The organism is Pseudomonas sp. (genome assembly GCF_049301935.1).
Lineage (GTDB): Bacteria > Pseudomonadota > Gammaproteobacteria > Pseudomonadales > Pseudomonadaceae > Aquipseudomonas.
Genome location: NZ_JBAQLP010000007.1, coordinates 1 through 22589, shown reverse-complemented (window position 1 = coordinate 22589; position 22589 = coordinate 1). Strand labels below are relative to the sequence as shown.

General features: G+C 60.7%; 26 protein-coding genes. 9 read left to right on the top strand and 17 right to left on the bottom strand.

All coding sequences use genetic code 11. The features are described 5' to 3' along the window. Positions 1–9 precede the first annotated feature (9 nt). The 8 genes from WA145_RS00835 to flgB all read right to left on the bottom strand — a co-directional run bounded on the left by WA145_RS00835 (position 10) and on the right by flgB (position 6624). The gene (locus tag WA145_RS00835) at positions 10–1113 is read right to left on the bottom strand and encodes a flagellar basal body P-ring protein FlgI (RefSeq protein WP_422579747.1); all 1104 of its coding nucleotides are present in this window, start codon (positions 1111–1113) and stop codon (positions 10–12) included. Between the two features lie 11 nt (positions 1114–1124). Further along, positions 1125–1844 carry a flagellar basal body L-ring protein FlgH gene (gene flgH, locus WA145_RS00830; protein ID WP_422579746.1) on the bottom strand — a complete coding sequence of 240 codons (720 nt, stop codon included), beginning with the start codon at positions 1842–1844 and terminating at the stop codon, positions 1125–1127. An 82-nt stretch (positions 1845–1926) separates the two neighbouring features. Continuing rightward, complete coding sequence (gene flgG / locus WA145_RS00825; protein WP_274088298.1) at positions 1927–2712, bottom strand: flagellar basal-body rod protein FlgG; 786 nt, start codon at positions 2710–2712, stop codon at positions 1927–1929. Positions 2713–2758: 46 nt separating this feature from the next. Then, a complete protein-coding gene (locus tag WA145_RS00820; RefSeq protein WP_422579745.1) occupies positions 2759–3499 on the bottom strand; it encodes a flagellar basal body rod protein FlgF in 741 nt (246 codons plus the stop codon). A 205-nt stretch (positions 3500–3704) separates the two neighbouring features. Beyond that, positions 3705–5021 carry a flagellar hook protein FlgE gene (gene flgE, locus WA145_RS00815; protein WP_422579744.1) on the bottom strand — a complete coding sequence of 439 codons (1317 nt, stop codon included), beginning with the start codon at positions 5019–5021 and terminating at the stop codon, positions 3705–3707. 42 nt (positions 5022–5063) lie between these two features. After that, positions 5064–5732 carry a flagellar hook assembly protein FlgD gene (gene flgD, locus WA145_RS00810; RefSeq protein WP_422579743.1) on the bottom strand — a complete coding sequence of 223 codons (669 nt, stop codon included), beginning with the start codon at positions 5730–5732 and terminating at the stop codon, positions 5064–5066. A gap of 25 nt (positions 5733–5757) precedes the next feature. Then, positions 5758–6201 (bottom strand): flagellar basal body rod protein FlgC, encoded by a 444-nt coding sequence (gene flgC, locus WA145_RS00805; protein ID WP_422579742.1) that lies wholly within the window; start codon positions 6199–6201, stop codon positions 5758–5760. A 15-nt stretch (positions 6202–6216) separates the two neighbouring features. Further along, on the bottom strand, positions 6217–6624 hold the full coding sequence (gene flgB / locus WA145_RS00800; RefSeq protein ID WP_422579741.1) for a flagellar basal body rod protein FlgB: 408 nt from the start codon (positions 6622–6624) through the stop codon (positions 6217–6219). A gap of 387 nt (positions 6625–7011) precedes the next feature. Here flgB and WA145_RS00795 point away from each other — a divergent pair, with 387 nt between their 5' ends. Together WA145_RS00795 and bfr are read left to right on the top strand one after the other, a co-directional pair. After that, positions 7012–7230, top strand: coding sequence for a bacterioferritin-associated ferredoxin (locus WA145_RS00795; protein ID WP_422579740.1), 219 nt, complete (start codon positions 7012–7014; stop codon positions 7228–7230). A 195-nt stretch (positions 7231–7425) separates the two neighbouring features. After that, on the top strand, positions 7426–7896 hold the full coding sequence (gene bfr, locus WA145_RS00790; RefSeq protein WP_296219633.1) for a bacterioferritin: 471 nt from the start codon (positions 7426–7428) through the stop codon (positions 7894–7896). A gap of 69 nt (positions 7897–7965) precedes the next feature. Here bfr and grxD read toward each other — a convergent pair whose 3' ends face one another. Beyond that, positions 7966–8292 (bottom strand): Grx4 family monothiol glutaredoxin, encoded by a 327-nt coding sequence (gene grxD, locus WA145_RS00785; RefSeq protein ID WP_422579739.1) that lies wholly within the window; start codon positions 8290–8292, stop codon positions 7966–7968. A gap of 120 nt (positions 8293–8412) precedes the next feature. Further along, the gene (locus tag WA145_RS00780) at positions 8413–10521 is read right to left on the bottom strand and encodes a molybdopterin oxidoreductase family protein (RefSeq protein ID WP_422579738.1); all 2109 of its coding nucleotides are present in this window, start codon (positions 10519–10521) and stop codon (positions 8413–8415) included. Positions 10522–10829: 308 nt separating this feature from the next. Here WA145_RS00780 and argF point away from each other — a divergent pair, with 308 nt between their 5' ends. After that, positions 10830–11750, top strand: a complete 921-nt coding sequence (argF, locus tag WA145_RS00775) for an ornithine carbamoyltransferase (protein ID WP_422579737.1) — start codon at positions 10830–10832, stop codon at positions 11748–11750. Next, the gene (locus WA145_RS00770) at positions 11747–12853 is read left to right on the top strand and encodes an ABC transporter ATP-binding protein (RefSeq protein ID WP_422579736.1); all 1107 of its coding nucleotides are present in this window, start codon (positions 11747–11749) and stop codon (positions 12851–12853) included. The genes argF and WA145_RS00770 overlap by 4 nt, the downstream gene beginning before the upstream one ends. A gap of 1 nt (position 12854) precedes the next feature. On the opposite strand, the gene WA145_RS00765 is transcribed toward WA145_RS00770, so the two are convergent. Continuing rightward, positions 12855–13655, bottom strand: coding sequence for a PhzF family phenazine biosynthesis protein (locus WA145_RS00765; protein WP_422579735.1), 801 nt, complete (start codon positions 13653–13655; stop codon positions 12855–12857). 342 nt (positions 13656–13997) lie between these two features. Between WA145_RS00765 and WA145_RS00760 the strand changes: the two genes are divergently transcribed. Further along, the gene (locus WA145_RS00760) at positions 13998–15278 is read left to right on the top strand and encodes a hypothetical protein (RefSeq protein WP_422579734.1); all 1281 of its coding nucleotides are present in this window, start codon (positions 13998–14000) and stop codon (positions 15276–15278) included. 54 nt (positions 15279–15332) lie between these two features. Beyond that, positions 15333–16115 (top strand): type IV pili methyl-accepting chemotaxis transducer N-terminal domain-containing protein, encoded by a 783-nt coding sequence (locus tag WA145_RS00755; RefSeq protein WP_422579733.1) that lies wholly within the window; start codon positions 15333–15335, stop codon positions 16113–16115. A 97-nt stretch (positions 16116–16212) separates the two neighbouring features. Here WA145_RS00755 and glpK read toward each other — a convergent pair whose 3' ends face one another. Together glpK and ybaK are read right to left on the bottom strand one after the other, a co-directional pair. After that, complete coding sequence (glpK, locus tag WA145_RS00750) at positions 16213–17700, bottom strand: glycerol kinase GlpK (RefSeq protein WP_422579732.1); 1488 nt, start codon at positions 17698–17700, stop codon at positions 16213–16215. A gap of 37 nt (positions 17701–17737) precedes the next feature. Next, the gene (gene ybaK, locus WA145_RS00745) at positions 17738–18208 is read right to left on the bottom strand and encodes a Cys-tRNA(Pro) deacylase (RefSeq protein ID WP_422579731.1); all 471 of its coding nucleotides are present in this window, start codon (positions 18206–18208) and stop codon (positions 17738–17740) included. Between the two features lie 99 nt (positions 18209–18307). Here ybaK and WA145_RS00740 point away from each other — a divergent pair, with 99 nt between their 5' ends. Both WA145_RS00740 and glpD read left to right on the top strand, forming a co-directional pair. Then, the gene (locus tag WA145_RS00740) at positions 18308–19066 is read left to right on the top strand and encodes a DeoR/GlpR family DNA-binding transcription regulator (protein ID WP_422579730.1); all 759 of its coding nucleotides are present in this window, start codon (positions 18308–18310) and stop codon (positions 19064–19066) included. A 301-nt stretch (positions 19067–19367) separates the two neighbouring features. Next, positions 19368–20909, top strand: coding sequence for a glycerol-3-phosphate dehydrogenase (gene glpD / locus WA145_RS00735; protein ID WP_422579729.1), 1542 nt, complete (start codon positions 19368–19370; stop codon positions 20907–20909). Between the two features lie 72 nt (positions 20910–20981). Here glpD and ccoM read toward each other — a convergent pair whose 3' ends face one another. From ccoM to WA145_RS00715, 4 genes are all read right to left on the bottom strand, one after another. Then, the gene (gene ccoM, locus WA145_RS00730; RefSeq protein ID WP_422579728.1) at positions 20982–21098 is read right to left on the bottom strand and encodes a cytochrome c oxidase subunit CcoM; all 117 of its coding nucleotides are present in this window, start codon (positions 21096–21098) and stop codon (positions 20982–20984) included. A 155-nt stretch (positions 21099–21253) separates the two neighbouring features. Continuing rightward, positions 21254–21415 (bottom strand): hypothetical protein, encoded by a 162-nt coding sequence (locus WA145_RS00725; protein ID WP_422579727.1) that lies wholly within the window; start codon positions 21413–21415, stop codon positions 21254–21256. Then, entirely contained in the window at positions 21412–22014 is a 603-nt protein-coding gene (locus tag WA145_RS00720) for an alpha-ketoglutarate-dependent dioxygenase AlkB family protein (protein WP_422579777.1), read from the bottom strand. The genes WA145_RS00725 and WA145_RS00720 overlap by 4 nt, the downstream gene beginning before the upstream one ends. A gap of 11 nt (positions 22015–22025) precedes the next feature. Continuing rightward, entirely contained in the window at positions 22026–22325 is a 300-nt protein-coding gene (locus WA145_RS00715) for an aspartate-semialdehyde dehydrogenase (protein ID WP_422579726.1), read from the bottom strand. Between the two features lie 174 nt (positions 22326–22499). On the opposite strand from WA145_RS00715, the gene WA145_RS00710 reads away from it, so the two are divergent. Beyond that, the coding region (locus WA145_RS00710; RefSeq protein WP_422579776.1) for a hypothetical protein at positions 22500–22589 on the top strand (90 nt) is incomplete at its 3' end.

Sequence of the window (22589 nt, the reverse complement as noted above, 5' to 3'; positions counted from 1 at the left end):
GCAGCCCTCTTATATAACGATCAGGTCAGCCTGTAGCGCGCCGGCTTGTTTCAGCGCCTCCAGGATGGCCATTAGGTCGGAAGGCGAAGCGCCCACCTGATTCACCGCGCGGACGATTTCATCCAGCGTGGTGCCGGGGCCGAACTTGAACATCGGCTTGGCTTCTTCATCGGCATTCACCCGCGAGCGCGGCACCACAGCGGTCTGGCCGCCGGACAATGCTTCCGGCTGGCTGACAATCGGGTCTTCGGTAATGGTCACGGTCAGGCTGCCGTGGGTTACGGCGGCAGGCTGCACGCGCACGTTCTGGCCAATCACGATGGTGCCGGTGCGCGAGTTGATGATGACCTTGGCCACGGCCTGGCCGATCTCGACTTCGAGGTTTTCCAGAATCGACAGGTAGTCCACCCGCTGACCCGGATCGAGCGGTGCGCTGACGCGAATCGAGCCGCCATCGACCGCCTGCGCCACGCCTGGGCCGAGCAGTTCGTTGATATGGTCGACGATGTTCTTTGCCGTGGTGAAATCTGGACGATTGAGATTGAGCGTCAGGCTGTTGCCCTGATCGAAACCGCTTGGCACCGGCCGTTCGACCGTCGCACCACCAGGAATGCGCCCCGCCGACGGCACGTTGACGGTAATCCGCGAGCCGTCGCCGCCTTCGGCGTCAAAACCGCCAACCACCAGGTTGCCCTGGGCAATCGCGTAAACGTTGCCGTCGATGCCCTTGAGCGGCGTCATCAGCAGGCTGCCGCCGCGCAGGCTCTTGGCGTTACCGATGGAGGACACGGTGATGTCGATGGTCTGCCCGGGCTTGGCGAACGCCGGCAGATCCGCATGGATCGACACCGCAGCCACGTTCTTCAGCTGCACGTTGCCGCCCTGCGGCACCTTGATGCCGAACTGCGCCATCATGTTGTTGAAGGTCTGCACGGTGAACGGCGTCTGGGTGGTCTGGTCGCCACTGCCATTGAGGCCGACCACCAGGCCGTAGCCGATCAACTGGTTAGTGCGCACGCCCTGGATGCTGGCCAAATCCTTAAGCCGCTCGGCCTGAGCCAGCGAAGCCAGCAACAGGGCGGCAGCGGCGAGCAGGTATTTGCTAAGCGTCATAGTAGCCATCCTCAGAACGGCCACATTGGGCTAAGAAAAAACCGGCTCATCCAGCCCGGCTGAGAAGCATCGGCAAAGGCGCCAGTGCCCGAGTAGGTGATGCGTGCATCGGCGATGCGGGTCGAGGACACGGTGTTGTCGGTAGAGATGTCATCCGCGCGCACCAGGCCGGCAATCCGTACCAGCTCATCGCCGGTATTGAGGGTCATCCACTTCTCCCCGCGCACCAGCAGCACGCCGTTGGGCATCACTTCGGCCACCGACACGGTGATCGAACCGGTCAGGCTGTTGCTTTGCCCGGCCGCACCGGAACCTTCGCTTTCACGGGTGGCGTCGAAGCTGGCATCCAGGCCGAGGGTGTCGTTGGTCAGCCCCAGCGCACTAATGCCTGCCAGCGGATTTTTCGGTGCCACGGCCATGCCGAACAGGTTGGGCACGCCGAGGTTGGCCGAGCTGTCTTTGCTGATCTGGCTGTTGCTGTTCTTGCTGGCCTGGGTGCGCTCATTGAGGGTGATGGTGATGATGTCACCGACGCGATAGGCCTTGCGATCACCGAACAGCCCATTGTCAAAACCGGCCTGATAGATCGAACCGTTGTTCTGCGCCGCAGGCAGCGGGGTGCGCGGCATCACCGGCGCGTAATAGGGATCATCCGGCTTAGGCGCGGGAGCCATGCAGCCACTCAAAGCCAGGGGGCCAAGCAGTGCACTTATGATTATCAGCCGGTTCATATCTACTACCTCAGATGTTGCATTCTGCTGGGTGAAGACCTTGGTGGGTTACGCCGCTTCGCGTCTAACCCACCCTACGCCATTAAAGGTTCTGCGAAATAAAGCCGAGCATCTGGTCAGCGGTGGAAATGACCTTGGAGTTCATTTCATAGGCGCGCTGAGTGGTGATCATGTTCACCAGCTCCTCGACCACGCTGACGTTGGAGTTTTCCAGGGTGTTCTGCAGCGTGGTACCCAGGCCGTTCAGGCCGGGCGTACCAACCTGCGGTGCGCCGCTGGAGGCGGTCTCCAGAAACAGGTTGTTGCCGATTGCTTCCAGACCCGCCGGGTTAATAAAGTCGGCGGTCTGCAGGTTGCCGACGATCTGCGGCTGCGGATTGCCGGAAGTGGTCACCGACACGGTGCCGTCCTCGCCCACGGTAAAGGTGCGCACCTCGTTGGGCAGCACGATGGCGGGCTCCAGGGCATAACCGTTGGAGGTCACCACCTGGCCATCGGAGTTCAGATGAAAGCTACCGTCGCGGCTGTAGGACACGGTGCCGTCAGGCAACAAGACCTGGAAGAAACCACGGCCGTTGATCGCCATATCCAGCGGCTGCTCGGTGGTTTGCAGGCTACCGGCAGTGAAGATCTTCTGCGTACCCACCACCCGCACACCGGTACCCAGTTGCAGGCCCGACGGCAGTTGGCTGTCCTGGCTGGACTGGCCACCCGGCTGACGACGGATCTGGTACAGCAGGTCCTCGAACTCGGCGCGATCACGCTTGAAGCCGGTGGTCGAGACGTTGGCCAGGTTGTTGGAAATGGTGGTCAGGTTCATGTCCTGAGCGGACAGACCGGTCTTGCTGACCCACAGTGCCGGAAGCATAGCGATTCTCCTCGGGCGTCGATTTACCGACGCCGCGTGCTGATAATTAGGTCATTTGCAAGACGCGCGCCATGGCCGCCGAGTTGTCTTCGGCGGTGCGCATCATCTTCACTTGCAATTCGAATTGGCGGGACAGCGAGAGGATCGCGGTCATCTCTTCCACGGCGTTGACGTTGCTCGATTCGAGAAAGCCCGAGGTGACTTCCATATTGGCGTCCGCCTGTACCGGGCCCTGGCCCTTGAAGCGGATCAGGCCATCGGTGCCCTTCTCCATCTGCTTGAGGTCCGGGTTGACCAGTTTCAACCGGTCCACCTCGGCCAGCACGTTAGGCGCCTCGCCCAGGGCGCGAATGCTGATGGTGCCGTCCTTGCCGATTTCGATTTTCTGCTCTGGCGGCACCGCAATCGGCCCGGCGTTGCCCATCACCGGCAAGCCATTGCCGGTACGCAAAACGCCCAGGGCATCGACGTTCAGGCTGGCGGTACGCACATAGGCTTCAGTGCCATCGGGCGCCTGCACGGCCAACCAACCCTTGCCGCCAACGGCCACATCCAGATCGCGCCCGGTTTCCTGCAGCGAGCCCGGGGTAAAGTCAGTCCCCGGACGTTCGCTCATGGCGTAGACCCGTGACGGATAACCGTCACCAAAGATCGGCATGGAACGCGCCTGCTCGAAATCCCGGCGGAAACCATTGGTGGTGATATTTGCCAGGTTGTTGGCGTGGGCACGCTGGGCCAGGGTGTTGTTGTGGGCGCCAGTCATGGAAACGTACAGCATCTTGTCCATGGTTATTCTCCGAGTGGGCTTGCCGCCGCGCTGCTCTATACAGGCTATGAAGCAATGGCTGTGCCAGCACTCGAAAAACAAACATAAGTACTTGATAAATATAAATTTTAAAAATAAAAAAGGCTCCCAAAGGAGCCTTCTAAATACCAGCGCGGCGTACTTTTGCCGCCTGCGACAGGCGCTTGCCTGCCGCAGGCAACACCTATCAACGCAGGTTGATAATGGTCTGGGTAATAGCGCTTTCGGTTTCGATGGTCTTGGCGTTGGCCTGGTAGTTGCGCTGGGCGACGATCAGGTTGACCAACTGGTCCGACAGTTCGACGTTGGAGTCTTCCAGGGCACCGGACTGCAGAGCCCCCAGGGTACCGCTACGTGGCACACCGACCACCGGCTCACCCGAGGCAAAGGATTGCACCCAAGCGGTTTTACCCACCGGCGTCAGCCCCTGCACATTGGCGAAGCTGGCCAGAATCACCTGCCCCTGAATGTTCGACTGACCATTGGTGTAACGGGCAAAGATCACCCCGGTGTCATCAATTTCCAGCCCGGCCAACTGACCGGTGGTGTAGCCATCCTGGCTGACGCTGTTCACCGCGAAAGAGCTGGCAAACTGGGTGGACTGGCGCAGATCGATATTTACCCCAGTTGGACTGGCATCAGCGCCATTGGCCGACCAGATCGGCGGCACCGAGGTGTCCGGCGCAGCAGGCACCCAGGTGGTCAGATCAATGGTGCCGTCAGCCCCCACGGAGAAACCGGTGGGTGTCGAAGCGATCAGCGCCGCTACATCCAACTGACCCGCCGTGGTGAACTGCAGATCAACCGTGGACGGCGTGGTCAGGGTCGGATCGTCCGGATTGCGCCCATCGATCAGCACATTCATGTTCCAAGTATTAGGCCCAGTCTTAACAAAATACTGGGTAAATACGTGGGAGTTACCCTGGGTGTCGTAAATATTGGTCGAGGTCGAAGAGTTATAGGTGGTCGGATCGGTGGGATCGAACGGCGCCGTGGTCGGTACAGTATTGGTCGAGTTGAGGTTGAAGGTCTGGTCCAGGTTGCTAGTAGGCAGCGGAGCCTGGCTGGCCGTCTCAATCTGCAGGTCGCTGATCACGCCATTTTGCAGGTTGTTATTGGCATCCACCGCATAACCCTGCAGCTTGTAACCAAAATTATTCACCAGAAAGCCTTCGCGATCCGTGCCGAAGTAACCGGCACGGGTATAACTCACCTCGCCGTTATTACTGGTCTGGAAGAAGCCATTACCGTTGATCGCCAAATCCAGCGCATTTTGCGTGTAGTTGATGTTGCCCTGGTTGAACAGCTGCGACACATCGCCCAGCAGCACACCACTGCCCTGCGGGTTGGCCCCGGAGCCCAGCACGGATGCCGCATAGACATCGGCAAACTCGGCACGCGACTGTTTGAAGCCGGCAGTACCGGCGTTGGCGATGTTGTTGCCGGTCACGTTGAGGTCGCTGGTCGCCGCACGCAGACCGCTAAGACCGATATTGAAACCCATGGAAGACTCCTTTGCCGGACAGCCGGCGGCTAAACCTGTTAGTTACTGACCGATCACCTGGACTTGCGACATTGGCACGCTACCGAGCCCAGCCAGGTTCAACATCAATTCGCTGCCGCCCAAGGTGACGCTGTCGACGTTAGCCGGCAGCATGGTGAAGAGTCCCTTGGTACCCTCGGCATAAGTGGCCTGCGCCTCGAACTTGTAGGAGCCAGGCGGCAATAGATTGCCGCTGGAGTCCTTGCCATCCCAGATAAAGCTGACATTACCCGCTGCCTGCTCGCCGAGATTAACCCGACTTACGGCCGCCCCCGACTTGTCATAAATATTGACGTAGACGTTGCTGCTGCTGGCCGGCAGCACCAGGCTGGCCTTGAAACTCTGACTGGTATCAACCACCGCCTTGTCACCGGGCACAATCACCTTGCGCCCGACCAGAGACGAGGCTTGCAGCGCCTGGGACGACTGATAACCGGTGAGCAACGAGCCCATGCTGGTATTCAACTTCTCGATCCCCTCAACCTGGCTGAACTGCGCCAACTGGGCGATAAACTCGCCATTGCCTTGCGGCTCCAAAGGGTTCTGGTTATTCAGCTGGGCCACCAGCAAGTTGAGAAACTCATTCTTGCCCAAGTCCTTATTCGTCTTGGTCTCACTCTTGATCTGGTATTGATCCAGCGTCGAACCACTGACATCGCCAACAGTACTCATGGGGGTGTGCTCCTTTTCCGTTGGCTTACTGACCCAGGGTCAATACGCGCTGCATCATCTGTTTGGCGGTGTTCATCATTTCAACGTTGGTCTGGAAGGCCCGACTGGCAGAAATCATGTCGGCCATCTCCTCCACCACGTTGACGTTGGGGTAGTACACGTAGCCGCCGGCATCGGCCGCCGGATGGTTCGGCTCATAGCGCGGCATCAGGCTGCCCTGATCCTCGACCACACCCAGTACCTGCACGCCGACACCGGCTTCATCCTGATCGGCAAACAGCGAACCGCGATCACCGTTCTGCGCCGACTGGAACATGGTGGCGAACACCGGATGCCGTGCGCGGTAGGTCTGATCGATGCTCGAAGAGACCGTCTCGGCGTTGGCAATGTTGCTGGAAATGGTGTTCAGGCGAGTGCTCTGGGCGCTCATGCCGGTTCCGGCGATGTTGAAAACACTGGCGAGTGACATGGCTTCAGGCTCCTATTAATCGCCGCGCAGGGCGCTGACCAGCCCTTTGAATTTGCTGTTGAGCAGGGTGAAACTGGCTTGGAACTGCACCGAGTTCTCTGCGTAATTCGATTGTTCGATCTGCAGGTCTACGGTGTTCTGATCAATCGATGAGTGCATCGGCGTGCGGTACGCCAGGTTGGCATCGCTACCCATCACGCCGTCGGCGGGAATGTGCTGGCTGTTAGTCCGATTCAAGCTGACCGGGCCGCGTTGGCTCTTGGCGCTTTGCTCAGCCAGCACAGTGGCGAACTGCAGGTCACGCGCCTTGTAGTGCGGCGTGTCGGCGTTGGCGATGTTGTTGGCCAACACTTCAGCGCGCTGAGCACGAAAGCCCAGTGCCTGTTCATGGATGCCGAGTGCCCGATCGAAACTGATGCTCATGGTCAGAAACCTTTGCCGGTTGGTGTTGCGACTTTCCGTGCAAGACCATAAGCAATGCCTGTGCCATATTATTTTTTACTTATTTATCAGTAACTTAATTGATAAATACCGTGACAAAAGCGGCAAAGCGGCAAGCGCTTTCCGCCTATGGGCAAGCCAGCGGCAAGCGGATTGGGCCTGTTGCCGCTGGCCCGGTAAATTTCAGCGCAACGCTGCATGGCCGCGATGGCTCAATGCAGGGCAGAACCCATCACCCTCAGCCAGATTCTGTATGGCCCACCACCGCTCGTCAGGCGAGCCACAATCAATCACACACAGTTTTGACAAGCATTCTCATTAACATTAGTATCCGTCGCATTAGCCACTGCCCTGCCACGAGCCCTAATCATGTACGTGTGTCTCTGCGAAGGTATTACTGACGGTCAGATCCGCGAAGCCATCTACGAAGGCTGCTGCAGCTACCGTGACGTGCGCGCCACCCTCGGCGTCGCCAGCCAATGCGGCAAATGCGCCTGCCTGGCCAAGCAAGTGGTCCGCGAAACCTTGAGCGACGTGCAAAACAGCCAGGTCGCCATGGCCTACCCGGCGAACTTTGTTGCCGCCTGAATTTAGCGATATAAAAAACCGGACCTTGTGTCCGGTTTTTTTATGCCTTTAATTCAACACCTTAGCGTCAAGATGCAGAACTTAAACATTCGCATTCATATTAATTTTAACTTTAAATTCAAACACTTAGGTTTGACAGGTTAGAAGCATCGGCCCAGAATTTAAAACTAACTCCCCTGCAAGGCAGACGCAGACATGAAAGGCGACAAGAAGGTCATCCAGCATCTGAACAAGATCCTCGGTAACGAGCTGGTCGCGATCAACCAGTACTTCCTGCACGCACGTATGTACGAGGACTGGGGCCTGAAGAAACTCGGCGAGCACGAATATCACGAGTCCATCGACGAGATGAAGCATGCGGACAAGCTGATCAAGCGCATCCTCTTTCTCGAAGGCCTGCCTAACGTGCAAGACCTCGGTAAAATCCTGATCGGTGAAAACACCAAAGAAATGCTCGAGTGCGACCTGAAGATCGAACACAAGGCGCACATTGACCTGAAAGCGGCGATTGCCTACTGCGAAAGCATCGGCGACTACGCCAGCCGCGAGCTGCTCGAAGAAATCCTCTGCTCCGAGGAAGACCACATCGACTGGCTGGAAACGCAGCTCAGCCTGATTGAGGCCGTGGGCCTGCAGAACTATCTGCAGTCGCAGATGGACGAATAAGCGCAAAATACCGCGCCATAAACAACAAACCCCGCACTTGGCGGGGTTTGTTGTTTATGTGCAAGCGGATTAAGCGTCAGCTTTCTGCACAGCGTCCTTGATCAGGGTCTGCAACTCACCCTTGTCGAACATTTCCGCCATGATGTCGCTACCGCCGACCAGCTCACCACCGACCCACAATTGTGGGAAGGTTGGCCAGTTGGCGTATTTAGGCAGGTTGGCGCGGATTTCCGGGTTTTGCAGGATGTCGACGTAGGCGAATTTCTCGCCACAGGCCATCACCACCTGCGCCGCTTTAGAGGAAAAGCCGCACTGCGGAGCGTTCGGCGAGCCTTTCATGTACAGCAGAACGGTGTTGTTCGCGATCTGCTCTTTGATGGTTTCGATGATATCCATTGGGCACCTCAGGACTTAACTTCCCGACTCACGGGTCGGCACTGTGGCGGCATTGTAACGAAAAGCCCAGCGCAATGCTCGGCCTTCCCTGCCACTTTCCTTATGCCGAATATCACCTGATCAAGCGGCTTCAACCTTTACCGGCACCCCGTTCAGCGCCGCATTGCCGGACAAGGCATCGAGTTGCCGCTCATCGGTCAGGTCATTGGCGCTGGCACCCGGCTGTCCGCTGGCGATGCTCATCTGCACGCCCGGCCGCGCATGGCCCCAGCCATGCGGCAGGCTGACCACGCCGACCATCATGTCGTCGCTGACGGCCACTTCCACCTCGATGACGCCGACCCGCGAGCGCACGCGCACCCGTTGACCATCGGTCAGTCCGCGCTGGCTCAGGTCCGCCGGGTGCATCAGCAGCTGATGGCGCGGCTTGCCTTTAACCAGGCGGTGATAGTTGTGCATCCAGGAGTTATTGCTGCGCACATGGCGGCGGCCAATCAGCAGCAGTTCGTCCGCCTTGGCCGTGGGCTGCGCGGCAAAGCGCTGCAGGTCGGCCATGATTACCGCCGGTGCGGCCTGAATCTGCTGGTTGGCGGTTTTCAGGCGACCCGCCAGATTCGGTTTAAGCGCGCCCAGGTCGAGCCCGTGCGGGTGTTCACGCAGCGTGGCCAGGGACAGCTTATGCTCCGACTTGTCGCCGTAGGCGCCGAAACGCAGGCCCATGTCGATCATCTGCTCGGGCGCCATGGTCGGTTTCAGCTCCACGCCCGTCTTGGCAGCAAAGGCCTTGGCCAGGCCGACGAAAATTTCCCAGTCATGCAACGCACCGGCTGGCTTGGCCAGGACGGCCTCGTTGAAGCGGGTGACATTGCGCACCGCAAACAGATTGAAGGTGGTGTCGTAGTGATCGTGTTCCAGCGGCCCGGTTGGCGGCAGGATCAGGTCGGCATAGCGGGTGGTTTCGTTGATGTAAAAGTCGATGCTGAGCATAAATTCCAGGCCATCCAGCGCCTGCTCCAGCTGCCGCCCATTCGGTGTGGACAGCACCGGGTTGCCCGCCACTGTGACCAGCGCGCGCACCTGCCCTTCACCCTCGCTGAGCATTTCCTCGGCCAGGGCCGACACCGGCAACTCGCCGCCGTACTCCGGCAAGCCGGACACGCGGCTTTGCCAGCGGTTGAAATGCCCACCCGAGGTCGAGGCCACCAAATCCACGGCCGGCTCGGTGCAGAGCACGCCGCCGACCCGGTCGAGATTGCCGGTAACCAGGTTGATCAGCTGCACCAGCCACTGACACAGGGTGCCGAAGGCCTGGGTGGAGACGCCCATGCGCCCATAGCACACCGCCGACTCGGCAGCCGCGAAGTCGCGCGCCAACTGGCGAATCGTCTGCGCCGGCACACCGCAGCGGGCGCTCATGGCTTCGGCGGTAAAACCGGCAAGCGCCTGACGCACTTGATCCAGCCCGTCTATCGCCAAGTGGCTGGCGCGGCCGAGGTTTTCCTCAAACAGGGTATTGAGCAGGCCGAACAGCAGCGCAGCGTCCTGCCCCGGACGAACGAACACATGCTGGTCGGCAATCGCCGCGGTTTCGCTACGCCGCGGGTCGACCACCACCAGCTTGCCGCCGCGTTGCTGGATGGCCTTCAAGCGCTTTTCCACATCCGGCACGGTCATGATGCTGCCGTTGGAGGCCAGCGGGTTACCGCCGAGAATCAGCATAAAGTCGGTGTGATCGATATCCGGAATCGGAATCAGCAGACCATGGCCGTACATCAGGTGACTGGTCAGGTGATGCGGCAGCTGATCGACCGAGGTGGCGGAATAACGGTTGCGGGTTTTCAGCTGGCCGAGGAAGTAGTTGCTGTGGGTCATCAGGCCATAGTTATGCACGCTTGGATTGCCCTGGTACACCGCCACGGCGTTCTGCCCGTGCCGCGTCTGGATCTCACTCAGGCGCGTGGCCACCAGTTCAAAAGCCTCATCCCAGTCGATGGCCTGCCACTCATTGCCCACCCGGCGCATCGGCTGGCGCAGGCGGTCGGGGTCGCTCTGGATATCCTGCAGGGCCACCGCCTTGGGGCAGATATGGCCGCGGCTGAAGCTATCCTGGGCATCGCCCTTGATCGAGCGAATCTGCGTGGAGCCGTCTTCCTGCACTTCGGTTTCGATGGTCAGGCCACAGATGGCTTCGCAGAGATGGCATGCACGGTGGTGGAGGGTTTTGCTCATGGCCGGGCCTCTTGTTTTGAGTCGATGCACCAAGCACCGCACAGCATGACTATGGCGGCAGAACGGAACCTGCACCAGCAGGGTTCGCTGCGTGAATTGCGCGGCATCAGGTCAGCCGATAGCTGGTAATTCGCCCCACTGCAATCACCTTGAAAGCGCAGGCAATTTGCGCCTGATCGGCGTTTGCTTATAAGATCGCGACTTCCCCGTTTCGTCGCACAGTGCGGCCCCCCAGCCGCAGGTTCTGCCGTTTCTTCTATTTAATTAGGCCATTGAACCTGCGCCCTGCTGTCAAAAGGTAGTTAACGATGAGCGCAAGACACTTTCTCTCGCTGATGGATTGCACACCGGATGAACTGGTGAGCCTGATCCGTCGCGGCATGGAGCTGAAGGACTTGCGTAACCGCGGCGTACTGTTCGAGCCGCTGAAAAACCGCGTGCTGGGCATGATCTTCGAGAAGGCCTCGACCCGCACCCGCCTGTCGTTCGAAGCTGGCATGATCCAGCTCGGCGGCCAGGCCATCTTCCTCTCGCCGCGCGACACCCAGCTGGGCCGTGGCGAGCCGATTGGCGACGCCGCCATCGTTATGTCGCGCATGCTCGATGCGGTGATGATCCGCACCTTTGCCCACAGCACCCTGACCGAATTCGCCGCTAACTCGCGCGTGCCAGTGATCAACGGCCTGTCCGATGATCTGCACCCCTGTCAGTTGCTGGCCGATATGCAGACCTACCAGGAGCAGCGCGGCAGCATCAAGGGCAAGACCGTGGTGTGGATCGGCGACGGCAACAATATGTGCAACTCCTATATAGAAGCGGCCATGCAGTTCGACTTCCAGCTGCGCGTCGCCTGCCCTGAGGGCTATGAGCCGAACGCTAAATTCCTCGCCGCCGCCGGTGAGCGTGTGCAGATCCTCCGCGACCCGCTTGCCGCCGTTGCTGGCGCCCATCTGGTGAGCACCGACGTGTGGGCCTCGATGGGCCAGGAAGACGAAGCCGCCGAGCGCCTCAAGCTGTTCCGGCCCTATCAGGTCAACCGTGCGCTGCTCGACGCCGCCGACCGCGATGTGCTGTTCCTGCACTGCCTGCCGGCCCACCGTGGCGAGGAAATCAGCGAGGATTTGCTCGACGACCCGCGTTCAGCAGCCTGGGATCAAGCCGAGAACCGCCTGCATGTGCAGAAGGCCTTGCTCGAATTTCTGGTTGACCCGGCGTACCACCACGCATGAGCCAGCCCCTGCTAAACCTGCGCGAACTGAGCTGCGGCTACCCCGGACACAAGGTGGTGCAGAACCTCAATCTGCACCTGAATGCCGGCGATATCGGCTGCCTGCTCGGCCCTTCGGGCTGCGGCAAGACCACCACGCTGCGGGCGATTGCCGGTTTCGAGCCGGTGCTGGAAGGCGAGATTCAGCTGGCTGATCAGCTTATCTCCAAAGCTGGCTTTACCCTGGCCCCGGAGAAACGCCGGATCGGCATGGTGTTCCAGGATTACGCGCTGTTTCCGCACCTGAGCGTGGCCGAGAACATTGGTTTCGGCATCCGCAAGCTGGCCAACTGCGAGCGCGTCACCCAGGAGCTGATGGAGTTGGTGAAACTCGGCCACCTCGGCAAGCGCTACCCGCACGAGCTGTCTGGCGGCCAGCAGCAGCGTGTGGCCCTGGCCCGCGCCCTGGCCCCTGAACCGCAGCTGCTGCTGCTCGACGAGCCGTTTTCCAACCTGGATGGCGAGCTGCGGCGGCGCCTGAGCCATGAAGTGCGTGACATCCTCAAGGCGCGCGGCACCAGTGCAATTCTGGTGACCCATGATCAGGAAGAAGCCTTCGCCGTTAGCGATCACGTCGGCGTCTTTCATGAGGGCAAGCTGCAGCAGTGGGATACCCCATTCAACCTGTACCACGAGCCGCTGACGCCCTTTGTCGCGAGTTTTATCGGCCAGGGCTACTTTATTCGCGGCCAGTTGCTCAGCCCGGATGCAGTACAAACCGAACTGGGCCTGATTCGCGGCAACCGCGCCTACACCTGGCCGACCGGCAGTGCGGTGGACGTACTGCTACGCCCGGACGATATCGTCTACGCCCCGGACAGCCCGCAAAAGGCCCTGATCGTCGGCAAGACCTTCCTCGGCGCGGCGACCCTGTATCGCCTGCAACTGCCCACCGGCAGCCAGCTGGAATCGATCTTCCCCAGCCACGCCGACCACCTGCCCGGCCAGCAGGTCGGCATTCGCGTGGCCGCCGACCATCTGGTGGCATTCCCCGCTCCGGGTAGCATTGCCGCCCAGGTCAATCTGGGGGAATCGGGGGTACGCCGCTACAGCAGCGACAGCTGACTCACTCCAGCAATAACCGGCCGCTGGCAAGCAAATGCGCCTGGCCGGCGATCTTCACCCGCTTGCCGGCTAACTCACAGTGCAACTCGCCGCCCCGGGCCGAACACTGGAAAGCGCTCAACTCGCACTTATCCAAGCGCTGCGCCCAATACGGCGTGAGGATGCAGTGGGTCGAGCCGGTCACCGGGTCCTCATTGATGCCGATGGCCGGGGCGAAATAACGCGAGACAAAATCGTGCTGCTCACCGGGCGCGCTGATCAGCAAGCCCAGCCCCGGCAACTTGGCCACTGCCGCCAGATCAGGCTGACAGGCCCGCACCACAGCCTCGTTCGGCAAAATCGCCAACAGCTCCTGAATCCCCTGCCCTTCATGCAGCGCCAGTACACTCTCTACCGGCTGGCCCAACGCCAGCTCAACCTCTGCGCGTAAGTCACACGGCAGCGCATGGCGCACGGGGAAATCCAGCACCAGCTTGGTGCCGGCACGGGTAACCCGCAACGCGCCGGACAAACAGCTGAAGTCAAGCGCCTCACCCGGTTCGCCATAGACCTCAAACAGCACATGGGCACTGGCCAGGGTGGCGTGCCCGCACAGCGGCACCTCCGCCGTCGGGGTAAACCAGCGGATATGCCAGGCCGCGCCCTCCTTCACCACAAAGGCGGTTTCCGCCAGGTTGTGTTCGGCGGCAATCTGCTGCATCAGGGCGTCGTCAAGCCAACTGTCTAGGCGATAGACCATCGCCGGGTTGCCGGTAAACGGCCGTGCGGCAAAGGCATCGACCTGGTGAAATTCAAGCTGCATGGGGCGACTCTCCTTATCTGTAAGGGCGCAGAGCATGCCGCAGCACGCCAATACGCGCCCACTACAGCGACCGACGATTGCGCCGGTACAGCTGCACCGTCTGAATGCGCAGCGGGCTGCTACGGTGCAGCGATTAATCGCCAAAGGTTCTTAAAAATTCACTAAATCTCAATAAATCAGCAACTTATAAATCCTGGCACGCCGCCTGCTACGTGCCACCCCGGTCAGCACAACGGCGTGTCTGCCACTCAACCGACAACGACGTCATAGCACCCCTCTCCTTTCGAGACATGGGCGCTGTGGCGTTTTTTTTTGCGTTTTTTGGCTTACAGGAAGACCGCTATGCGCATGATGAAACTGTCCCTGCTGTCGCTGGCCATTGCTGGCACCACCCTCAGCCACGCCGCCCTCGCTGAAGAAGACTTCAGCAAAGTGTTTACCCAGGCCAAGCCGATCCTTGATGCGCGCTACCGCTATGAGCATGTCGATCAGGACAACGCCCTCAAGCACGCCAACGCCCAGACCCTGCGCACCCGCGTTGGTGTACAGAGCGGCAAGTGGTACGGCCTCTCGGCGCTGGTCGAAGCCGACAACGTCAGCCGTATCGGCGATGCCAGCTACAACGAAACCCGCAACGGCCAGAGCGAGTACTCGGTGGTTGCCGACCCGGATGGCAGCGAGGTCAACCAGGCCCTGCTGCGCTACGACCATAAGTCCGGCAGCGCGGTGCTCGGTCGCCAGCGCATCAACCTGGACAACCAGCGCTTTGTCGGGAGCGTGGCCTGGCGGCAGAACGAGCAGACCTACGACGGCGTGCTCGGCCAGCTCAAGCCGATCACCGGCATGACGCTGACCTACAGCTATATCGACAATATCAACAGCATCTTCGGCCCGGGCAACGGTCGGTACGACAACAAGACCAACCCGGCCAATATCGAAGGTCACAGCCACCTGCTCAATGCCCAATACGTGCTCCTGCGTGACTTTCGTGGCGCTCCGCAACTGACCCTGACCGGCTACAGCTACCTGCTTGGCCTGGACAACATCGCGGTGAGTGGAGCCGCCGCGCTGGGCAGCCTGTCCAGCCGCACCACCGGCCTGCGTGCCAACGCTGCCGTCGGCGACTTCAGCGTCGTTGCCGAGTATGCCCAGCAGAAGGACTATGCCGACAACCCGCAGGAACTGGACAGCGACTACTACCTGGCCGAGCTGGGCTACACCTTCAAGGGCGACGCGCTCAAGGGCGTCGTGATGAAGGCCGGCTACGAAGTGCTCGGCGGCGACGAGGGGCCGGGCAACCGCGCCTTCCAGACGCCACTGGCGACCAAGCACGCCTTCCAGGGCTGGGCCGATATCTTCCTCACCACCCCGGCCGACGGTGTCAAGGATGCCTATGTCGGCGCCACCGTGCCCCTGCTCGGCGGCAGCTTGCAGGCCTGGTACCACGACTTCCGCGCCGAGCAAGGTAGCAGCCAGTACGGTGAGGAGATCAACCTGTCCTACGCCCACCCGATTCCGGGCGTGAAGGGCCTGGTCGGCCTGGTCAAATACGCCAGCTACGATGCCGACGACTTCGCCGTGGATACCGACAAGGCCTGGCTGCAGCTGCAATACAGCTACTGATCCCTGCCCCCAGCGAAGGGCGCGCGGCCACGCCGCGCGCCTATGGAGAACGCCATGACAAGCCGTCTAATCGCCCCCTGGCTAGCGCTGCTGGTGCTGCTCAGCCCAAACAGCTGGGCCAGTATCAGCGTCGCCGAGGCCATGAACCTGTCGGGCATGCAGCGCATGCTCAGCCAGCGGATTGCCAAGAATTACCTGATGCTCGGTGCCGAGATCCGTCCCGAACAGGCCGAGCAACAACTCGACCAGAGCATCGCCAAATTCGAGAGCAACTACCTGGCCCTGAGCGAATACGCTCCCACCGCGGAAATTCGTAGCGCCCTGCAACAAGCCGGCGAAACCTGGCAACGCTATCGCGAGCAAGCACTCACCCGCCCGGACAAAACCGGTGCACTCCAGGTGTTGCTGCTGAGCGATCAGTTGCTGGCACAGAGCGAGCAGGTGGTGCAACTTGTGGAACGCCACAGCGGTGCCAGCAGTGCCGCGCTGGTCAACCGCAGCGGTCGCCAGCGCATGCTTAGCCAACGTATCGCCAAGCTGTACCTGGCCATGAGCTGGCATCTGCCAATCACCGAGTTGCAGCAGCAATTCGATCAGGCGGTCAACGAATTCGAAGTGGCACTGCAGGAACTGCAACAGGCTAGCCAGAACACCGCGCAGATCAGCAAAGGCCTCAAACAGGCCGAAGCGCAGTGGCGCTTTACCCGCGCCGGCTTCAACCTAGCCAGCGACTCGCGCTATGTACCCACGGTGATTGCCACCACCACCGAGACCCTGCTGTGGCAGATGCACGAGCTGACCAATCAATATGAAGGAGTCATGCTCGCGGGCTCCTGAGAACCTATTTAGGGTCGGCACCCGCTCTAACTCTGACTGGCGATAGGTTTCGAGTAGAACAGTCGCCAGCAAGCTGGCGCCTACACAATGCCTCGCCTCAGCCGTCGCTGCGTACCCGTTGCACCGCATCCAGCCAACCGTCATACAGCTTGCTGCGGTGGCTGTCGGCCATACGCGGGTCGAAGCGCTGCTGGCGATGCCAATGCCGGGCGATGCTCGCCAAATCCGTATAAAGCCCGGCTTGCAGGCCGGCCAGATAGGCCACGCCGAGGGCCGTGGTTTCCGTGACTTCCGGGCGCTCCACCGGCACGCCGAGAATGTCGGCGAGAAACTGCATGACCCAGTTGTTTTCCACCATGCCGCCATCCACCCGCAGCGCGCTCGGTTCGGCCGCGCCGTCCTGGCGCATGGCTTCCAGTAGGTCACGGGTCTGGTAGCACACCGACTGCAGGCCGGCGGTGACGATTTCCTTGATCCCGGTGTCGCGGGTCAAGCCGAAAATCGCGCCACGGGCTTTCGGGTCCCAGTACGGCGCCCCCAGGCCGGTAAAGGCCGGCACCAGGTACACGCCGCAGGCATCGCCGGTCTGCTCGGCCATGGCTTCGGTATCGCGGGCATGGCTGATCAGCTTGATACCGTCGCGCAGCCACTGCACGGCGGCGCCGGCGACGAAGATGCTGCCTTCCACCGCATAGGTGACCTGGCCATTTAGGCGATAACCGACCGTGGTGAGCAGACGGTTCTTCGAGGTCACCGGCGTGCTGCCGGTGTTCTGGATCATAAAACAGCCAGTGCCATAGGTACTCTTGACCATGCCCGGCTCGAAGCAGGCCTGGCCGATCAGCGCGGCCTGCTGATCGCCGGCCATGCCCAGTACCGGAATGGCCGCACCGAGCAGATCGGCTGCGGTGATGCCGAAATCAGCGGCGCAATCGAGCACCTCCGGCAGCAGGCTGGCGGGAATCTCGAACAGCTTGAGCAGTTCCTCATCCCACTGCTGGGTGTGGATATTGAACAGCAGGGTGCGCGAGGCGTTGCTGGCGTCGGTCTTGTGCGATTTACCGCCGGTCAGACGCCACAGCAGGAAGGAATCCACGGTGCCAAAACGCAGCTCACCGCGCTCGGCACGCTCACGGGCGCCGGGCACCTTCTGCAGAATCCAGCGCAATTTGGTTGCCGAGAAATACGGATCGATCAATAGCCCGGTCTTGGCGGCTACGACAGGTTCATGGCCGGCGGCTTTCAGCTCGGCGCAGTAATCGGCGGTGCGCCGGTCCTGCCAGACAATCGCCGGATGGATCGGCGTACCGGTCTGCGCATCCCACACCAGGGTGGTTTCACGCTGGTTAGTGATGCCGATCGCCGCCACATCGCTGGCACTCAGGCCGCTCTGCTTAAGCGCCTCACGGCAAACCTTGAGGGTGCTCAACCACAGCTCTTCGCCATCATGCTCAACCCAGCCGTCCTGGGGAAAATACTGCTTGAACTCCTGCTGCGCCCGCGCCACGGGTAAGCCCTGAGCACTGAAGACAATCGCCCGACTGCTGGTGGTGCCCTGGTCGATAGCAAGCAGGTAATGAGACATGCAGATTTCCTTGTTTTTATAAGTTGTAGAGCGGCTGCTAGCCGCGACCAATAGGTGCAAACAACGCCTGGGTCAGCTGCGCCAGCACGGCGGCGTCCAGCTGCACTTCCAGCCCGCGCCGCCCGGCGCTGACATAGATACTGGGAAACTGCTGCGCAGAGTCATCGATAAAGGTGCGCAAACGCTTCTTCTGCCCCAGCGGACTGATACCACCGAGCAGATAGCCGGTGGCCCGTTGCGCTGCCGCGGGGTCGGCCATATCGGCTTTCTTTACCCCGGCGGCATGCGCCAGGGCTTTCAGATCAAGCGTACCGGCCACCGGCACCACCGCCACCAGCAACTCGCCTTTCTCGCTGGCTGCCAGCAGGGTCTTGAACACCTGGGCCGGCTCAAGTTCGAGCTTTTCCGCCGCTTCCAGGCCATAGGAAGCCGCCTTGGGATCGTGGTGGTAACTGTGCACCTGGTGCACAGCCTTGGCTTTTTTCAGCAGATCGATGGCAGGCGTCATGTTCGAATGTGAAAATAATCTGACAAAGTTGGCGTACCTTAGCCCATCTATTGCCCTTTCGGCAGCCTATAATGGCGCGCAACTTCAAGGATTTGCCCCATGACCCTGCCGCCCCGCCAACACGACATTCTCGAACTCGCCCGCGAACGCGGCTATGTCAGCATCGACGAGTTGGCCCAGGCGTTTGCCGTCACCCCGCAAACCATTCGCCGCGACATTAACCAACTCGCCGAACAGGGCCTACTGCGGCGCACCCATGGCGGTGCCGCCAGTGAAAGCTCAAGCACGCAGAACACTGCCTACAGCATGCGCGCCGGGCAGATGCGCGATGAAAAACAGCGCATCGCCGCCGCCATTGCCGCGCATGTCCCCAACCATGCCTCGCTCTTTATCAACATCGGCACCACCACCGAAGCCATTGCCCGCGAACTGCTCGGCCACAAGGGCCTGAAGGTCATCACCAACAACCTGCACGTAGCCGCCCAACTGAGCGCCAAAGCGGACTTCGAGGTGCTACTGGCCGGCGGCACGGTGCGCAGCGACGGCGGTGTGGTCGGCCAGGCGGCGGTGGATTTTATCCAGCAGTTCAAGGTCGATTTCGCCCTGGTCGGCATCAGCGGCATCGATGAAGACGGCAGCCTGCTCGACTTCGACTACCAGGAAGTGCGGGTCTCCCAGGCGATTATCAGCAATGCCCGCCAGGTGTTTCTAGCCGTCGATTCCAGCAAGTTCGGCCGTAATGCCGTGGTGCGCCTGGGCTCGGTGGCCCTGGTCGACCGACTGTTTACCGATGCTGCGCCTTCCGCGGCAATCCACCGCCTGCTCGCCGAGCACAAGGTGCACCTCGACCTGGTGTAAGCCAAAGGCTATGTCTGCGTTAGCTGTTGCAGGAAATCTTGAGGAAGAGCGCCGACCTGTAGGAACGGGCTTGCCCGCGATGCTTTTGCGTTGCCGGATTTCGCGGGAAAGCCCGCTCCTACAAAGGCCTACAGCACGGAGCAACAGGTAATGAGTACATATCCAAGCCAAAAGCCTTAGCTTAGAAATCCACGACCACTGGGCGCGAAAGCGTATTTCGGGGTGGCGAAGCCGTGATTATTCGACTAGCATATTTTCGAAAGTGAACATTCAAAGTTCAATACTGACTTTCGGTGCCGCCATGCCTACTCGTTCCGCCAGCCTTGTTCCACTCGCTGAAGTCTATGATCTTGCCGTGATTGGCGGCGGTATCAATGGTGTCGGGATCGCCGCCGATGCAGCTGGGCGCGGCTTGTCCGTGTTCCTTTGCGAAAAGGACGACCTGGCGCAGCACACCTCCTCCGCCAGCAGCAAGCTGATCCACGGCGGCCTGCGCTACCTGGAGCACTACGAATTCCGCCTGGTGCGTGAGGCACTGGCCGAGCGCGAAGTGCTGCTGAACAAGGCCCCGCATATCGTCAAACCCATGCGCTTTATCCTACCGCACCGCCCGCACCTGCGGCCGGCCTGGATGATCCGCGCCGGGCTGTTTCTCTACGATCACCTGGGCAAGCGCGAGCAGCTGGCAGGCTCGCGCAGCCTGCGTTTCGGCGCCGGCAGCCCGCTGCAAGCCGAGATCAGCCGTGGTTTCGAATATTCCGATTGCTGGGTCGATGACGCTCGCCTGGTGGTGCTCAACGCCATGGCCGCCCGCGAGCAAGGCGCCCACGTGCACAGCCGCACCCGCTGCGTTAGCGCACGGCGCAGCAAGGGCTTGTGGCATATCCATCTGGAACGCCGCGATGGCAGCCTGTTCTCGATTCGCGCCCGCGCCTTGATCAATGCCGCCGGCCCCTGGGTGGCGCGCTTTATTCGCGAAGACCTGAAGCAGGATTCGCCGTACGGTATCCGCCTGATCCAGGGCAGCCATATCGTCGTGCCGCGCCTGTTCGAAGGTGAACAGGCCTATATCCTGCAAAACGAAGACCGCCGTATCGTCTTCGCCACCCCCTATCAGGAACATTTCACCCTGATCGGCACCACGGACCGGGAATACCAGGGCGACCCGGCAAAAGTGGCAATAAGTGAAGAAGAAACTGACTACCTGCTGAACGTGGTCAACGCTCATTTCAAGAAGCAGATTCAGCGCAGTGACATCCTGCACACTTACGCTGGCGTAAGGCCGCTGTGCGACGACGAGTCGGATGATCCCTCGGCCGTCACCCGCGACTACACCCTGTCGCTGTCCGGCCATCCCGGCGAAGCGCCGCTGCTCTCGGTGTTCGGCGGCAAGCTGACCACCTACCGCAAGCTCGCCGAATCGGCGCTGGCGCTACTGGCGCCCTACTTCGCCACGATGGGCCCATGCTGGACCGCCAGCAGCCTGCTGCCTGGCGCCGAGCAACTGGACAGCCAAAACGCCCTGGTGGAAGCACTCTGCGCCCGCTTTGGCTGGCTGCCCACCTCGTTGGCGCGGCGCTGGGCCAGCAGCTACGGCAGCCGCAGTTGGGTGATGCTCAAAGGCGTGAGCAACCTCAGCGACCTGGGTGAACACCTGGGTGGCGGCCTGTATACCCGTGAAGTCGACTACCTGTGCCAGGAAGAATGGGCCGTGCTGGCCGAGGACATTCTCTGGCGGCGCAGCAAGCTCGGCCTGTTTATGACGCCCGCGCAGCAGGCCAAACTCGACAACTACCTGCGCATCGGATCCCCGCGCAGCCCGGAAGATGCGCACGCGGCATAAAACACACCAAATGAAAATAAAAAAGGGCGACCTAAGTCGCCCAAATTGCCTTGCGTGCCTCTTATGGCAGATTCAGCCCTGCTTGCGCTTGCGTGAGTCCTGCCAGATGAAATAACCGACACCGGCGAAGAAGGCGACCATCAGACCGACGGTGCCGATACCGGCGAGCACTACAACATCGATAAACATGCTGCCTCCTGCTATGAAGCCTGTGTGGGTATGGCTTCAAGTTAGCAGGGGCGGCAGGAGCGCTATTGATCCAGATCAACAAGCGGCGGGCACTGGCCAGAAGAGGCGACGCTCAGCTGATCCAGATCAACAAATCAGCCTGATGCACATCCGCCTCAGGGCTTTTTCGGCTTGCCCTTGGGCTTTTTCTTGCCTTTGGGCAGCGGCAGAGCCTGCTCGAAGGCATCGCGCATTTCATTGAGTTTCTTGTCGCGCAGGCCATGGATGCGCTTGTCGCGCTCGGCGGCGAAATCAATCAGCTTGTCGTCTTGGCTCATGGGCTTGGCTTGATCAACCGAAAGGTCAGGTTCAGACGGGGCGCGCAGGGGCTGCGCGTCTTCGCCACTTGGTGTTGCCAATAATGCTGGGTTGCCCCGCGCATGACCAGCAGCGAACCATGCTGCAGCGGCAATGAATGCTCGATACGGTTGTGCCCTTTACGGCGCAGATCAAAGCGCCGCGTGCCGCCCAGATTGAGCGAAGCGATCAGCGGATTTGCGCCCAACTCGGCCTCATCATCACTGTGCCAGCCCATGGAATCCTGACCATCACGGTAATAGTTGAGCAGCACGCCATTCAGCGGTTGCCCCACGGCCTGCTCCACCTGCGCACGAATCTGCGCCAGCAGCGGCGTCCAGGGCAAGGGTTGATGGGTCAAACCGGAGTAGCGGTAACTGGCCTCGGCATCGCCATACCAGGCCACCAGGCGCGGCACCGGCAGTTGCCGCCCGTAAATCTGCACCTGCGGCTGCTGCCAGGGTGTCTGCGCACTCAACTCGGCCAGCCAGCAGTCGGCGGTTGGCGTATCCAGCCACTGCGCATGCAATTGCAAGTCGGCGTTGGCCAGCTGCAGCGGGCTGTCGGCAAATAGATCCACGGCTAAATCACTCAAACTTCCACATCCACCCACAACCCCTGACGCGGCAACTCACTGAGTTCCTCTATATCTGCCTCGGCCACTTCACCTTCGGCCAGCTCTTCCGGGCTGTAGCCGTGGCGGCGCTGACGACGACGCTGCTCTTCGCGCAGCAGTGCCTCGGCTTCCTGGGGGTGGCGTTTGTCCAGGCTCACGCCACTTTCCTTGGAGCTTTCGGCCGTGGCAGTCACCGGCGGAATTTCCGGGCGCGGCTTAACCACATCCTGCTGGACGGTCACGGGAGCCAGACTGTGAGGAATCGGCGGCAGCATCTAATAAGCCCTCCTTTGGTCAGACTGTCGGCCAGTCAAGCCGCGACTTGAGCCTTGCCTCGCTACACTTTTGATCTACCTAATCACACAAAGTGCCCTTGCGCAGCAATGCTGCCTTGGGCCTGAGCCCTGGGTTCCGTTAACATAGTCGGCTTTTTCACGCGGGAGACAAGCATGGCGCAGTATGAACCGGGGCAACGCTGGATCAGTGACAGCGAAGCGGAGCTGGGCTTAGGGACCGTCCTGATGCAGGACGGCCGCATG

Bases quoted from the DNA above. Each gene is read 5' to 3' on its own strand.
- WA145_RS00835 (WP_422579747.1), bottom strand. From the start codon at position 1,113: ATGACGCTTAGCAAATACCTGCTCGCCGCTGCCGCCCTGTTGCTGGCT.
- flgH (WP_422579746.1), bottom strand. From the start codon at position 1,844: ATGAACCGGCTGATAATCATAAGTGCACTGCTTGGCCCCCTGGCTTTG.
- flgG (WP_274088298.1), bottom strand. From the start codon at position 2,712: ATGCTTCCGGCACTGTGGGTCAGCAAGACCGGTCTGTCCGCTCAGGAC.
- WA145_RS00820 (WP_422579745.1), bottom strand. From the start codon at position 3,499: ATGGACAAGATGCTGTACGTTTCCATGACTGGCGCCCACAACAACACC.
- flgE (WP_422579744.1), bottom strand. From the start codon at position 5,021: ATGGGTTTCAATATCGGTCTTAGCGGTCTGCGTGCGGCGACCAGCGAC.
- flgD (WP_422579743.1), bottom strand. From the start codon at position 5,732: ATGAGTACTGTTGGCGATGTCAGTGGTTCGACGCTGGATCAATACCAG.
- flgC (WP_422579742.1), bottom strand. From the start codon at position 6,201: ATGTCACTCGCCAGTGTTTTCAACATCGCCGGAACCGGCATGAGCGCC.
- flgB (WP_422579741.1), bottom strand. From the start codon at position 6,624: ATGAGCATCAGTTTCGATCGGGCACTCGGCATCCATGAACAGGCACTG.
- WA145_RS00795 (WP_422579740.1), top strand. From the start codon at position 7,012: ATGTACGTGTGTCTCTGCGAAGGTATTACTGACGGTCAGATCCGCGAA.
- bfr (WP_296219633.1), top strand. From the start codon at position 7,426: ATGAAAGGCGACAAGAAGGTCATCCAGCATCTGAACAAGATCCTCGGT.
- grxD (WP_422579739.1), bottom strand. From the start codon at position 8,292: ATGGATATCATCGAAACCATCAAAGAGCAGATCGCGAACAACACCGTT.
- WA145_RS00780 (WP_422579738.1), bottom strand. From the start codon at position 10,521: ATGAGCAAAACCCTCCACCACCGTGCATGCCATCTCTGCGAAGCCATC.
- argF (WP_422579737.1), top strand. From the start codon at position 10,830: ATGAGCGCAAGACACTTTCTCTCGCTGATGGATTGCACACCGGATGAA.
- WA145_RS00770 (WP_422579736.1), top strand. From the start codon at position 11,747: ATGAGCCAGCCCCTGCTAAACCTGCGCGAACTGAGCTGCGGCTACCCC.
- WA145_RS00765 (WP_422579735.1), bottom strand. From the start codon at position 13,655: ATGCAGCTTGAATTTCACCAGGTCGATGCCTTTGCCGCACGGCCGTTT.
- WA145_RS00760 (WP_422579734.1), top strand. From the start codon at position 13,998: ATGCGCATGATGAAACTGTCCCTGCTGTCGCTGGCCATTGCTGGCACC.
- WA145_RS00755 (WP_422579733.1), top strand. From the start codon at position 15,333: ATGACAAGCCGTCTAATCGCCCCCTGGCTAGCGCTGCTGGTGCTGCTC.
- glpK (WP_422579732.1), bottom strand. From the start codon at position 17,700: ATGTCTCATTACCTGCTTGCTATCGACCAGGGCACCACCAGCAGTCGG.
- ybaK (WP_422579731.1), bottom strand. From the start codon at position 18,208: ATGACGCCTGCCATCGATCTGCTGAAAAAAGCCAAGGCTGTGCACCAG.
- WA145_RS00740 (WP_422579730.1), top strand. From the start codon at position 18,308: ATGACCCTGCCGCCCCGCCAACACGACATTCTCGAACTCGCCCGCGAA.
- glpD (WP_422579729.1), top strand. From the start codon at position 19,368: ATGCCTACTCGTTCCGCCAGCCTTGTTCCACTCGCTGAAGTCTATGAT.
- ccoM (WP_422579728.1), bottom strand. From the start codon at position 21,098: ATGTTTATCGATGTTGTAGTGCTCGCCGGTATCGGCACCGTCGGTCTG.
- WA145_RS00725 (WP_422579727.1), bottom strand. From the start codon at position 21,415: ATGAGCCAAGACGACAAGCTGATTGATTTCGCCGCCGAGCGCGACAAG.
- WA145_RS00715 (WP_422579726.1), bottom strand. From the start codon at position 22,325: ATGCTGCCGCCGATTCCTCACAGTCTGGCTCCCGTGACCGTCCAGCAG.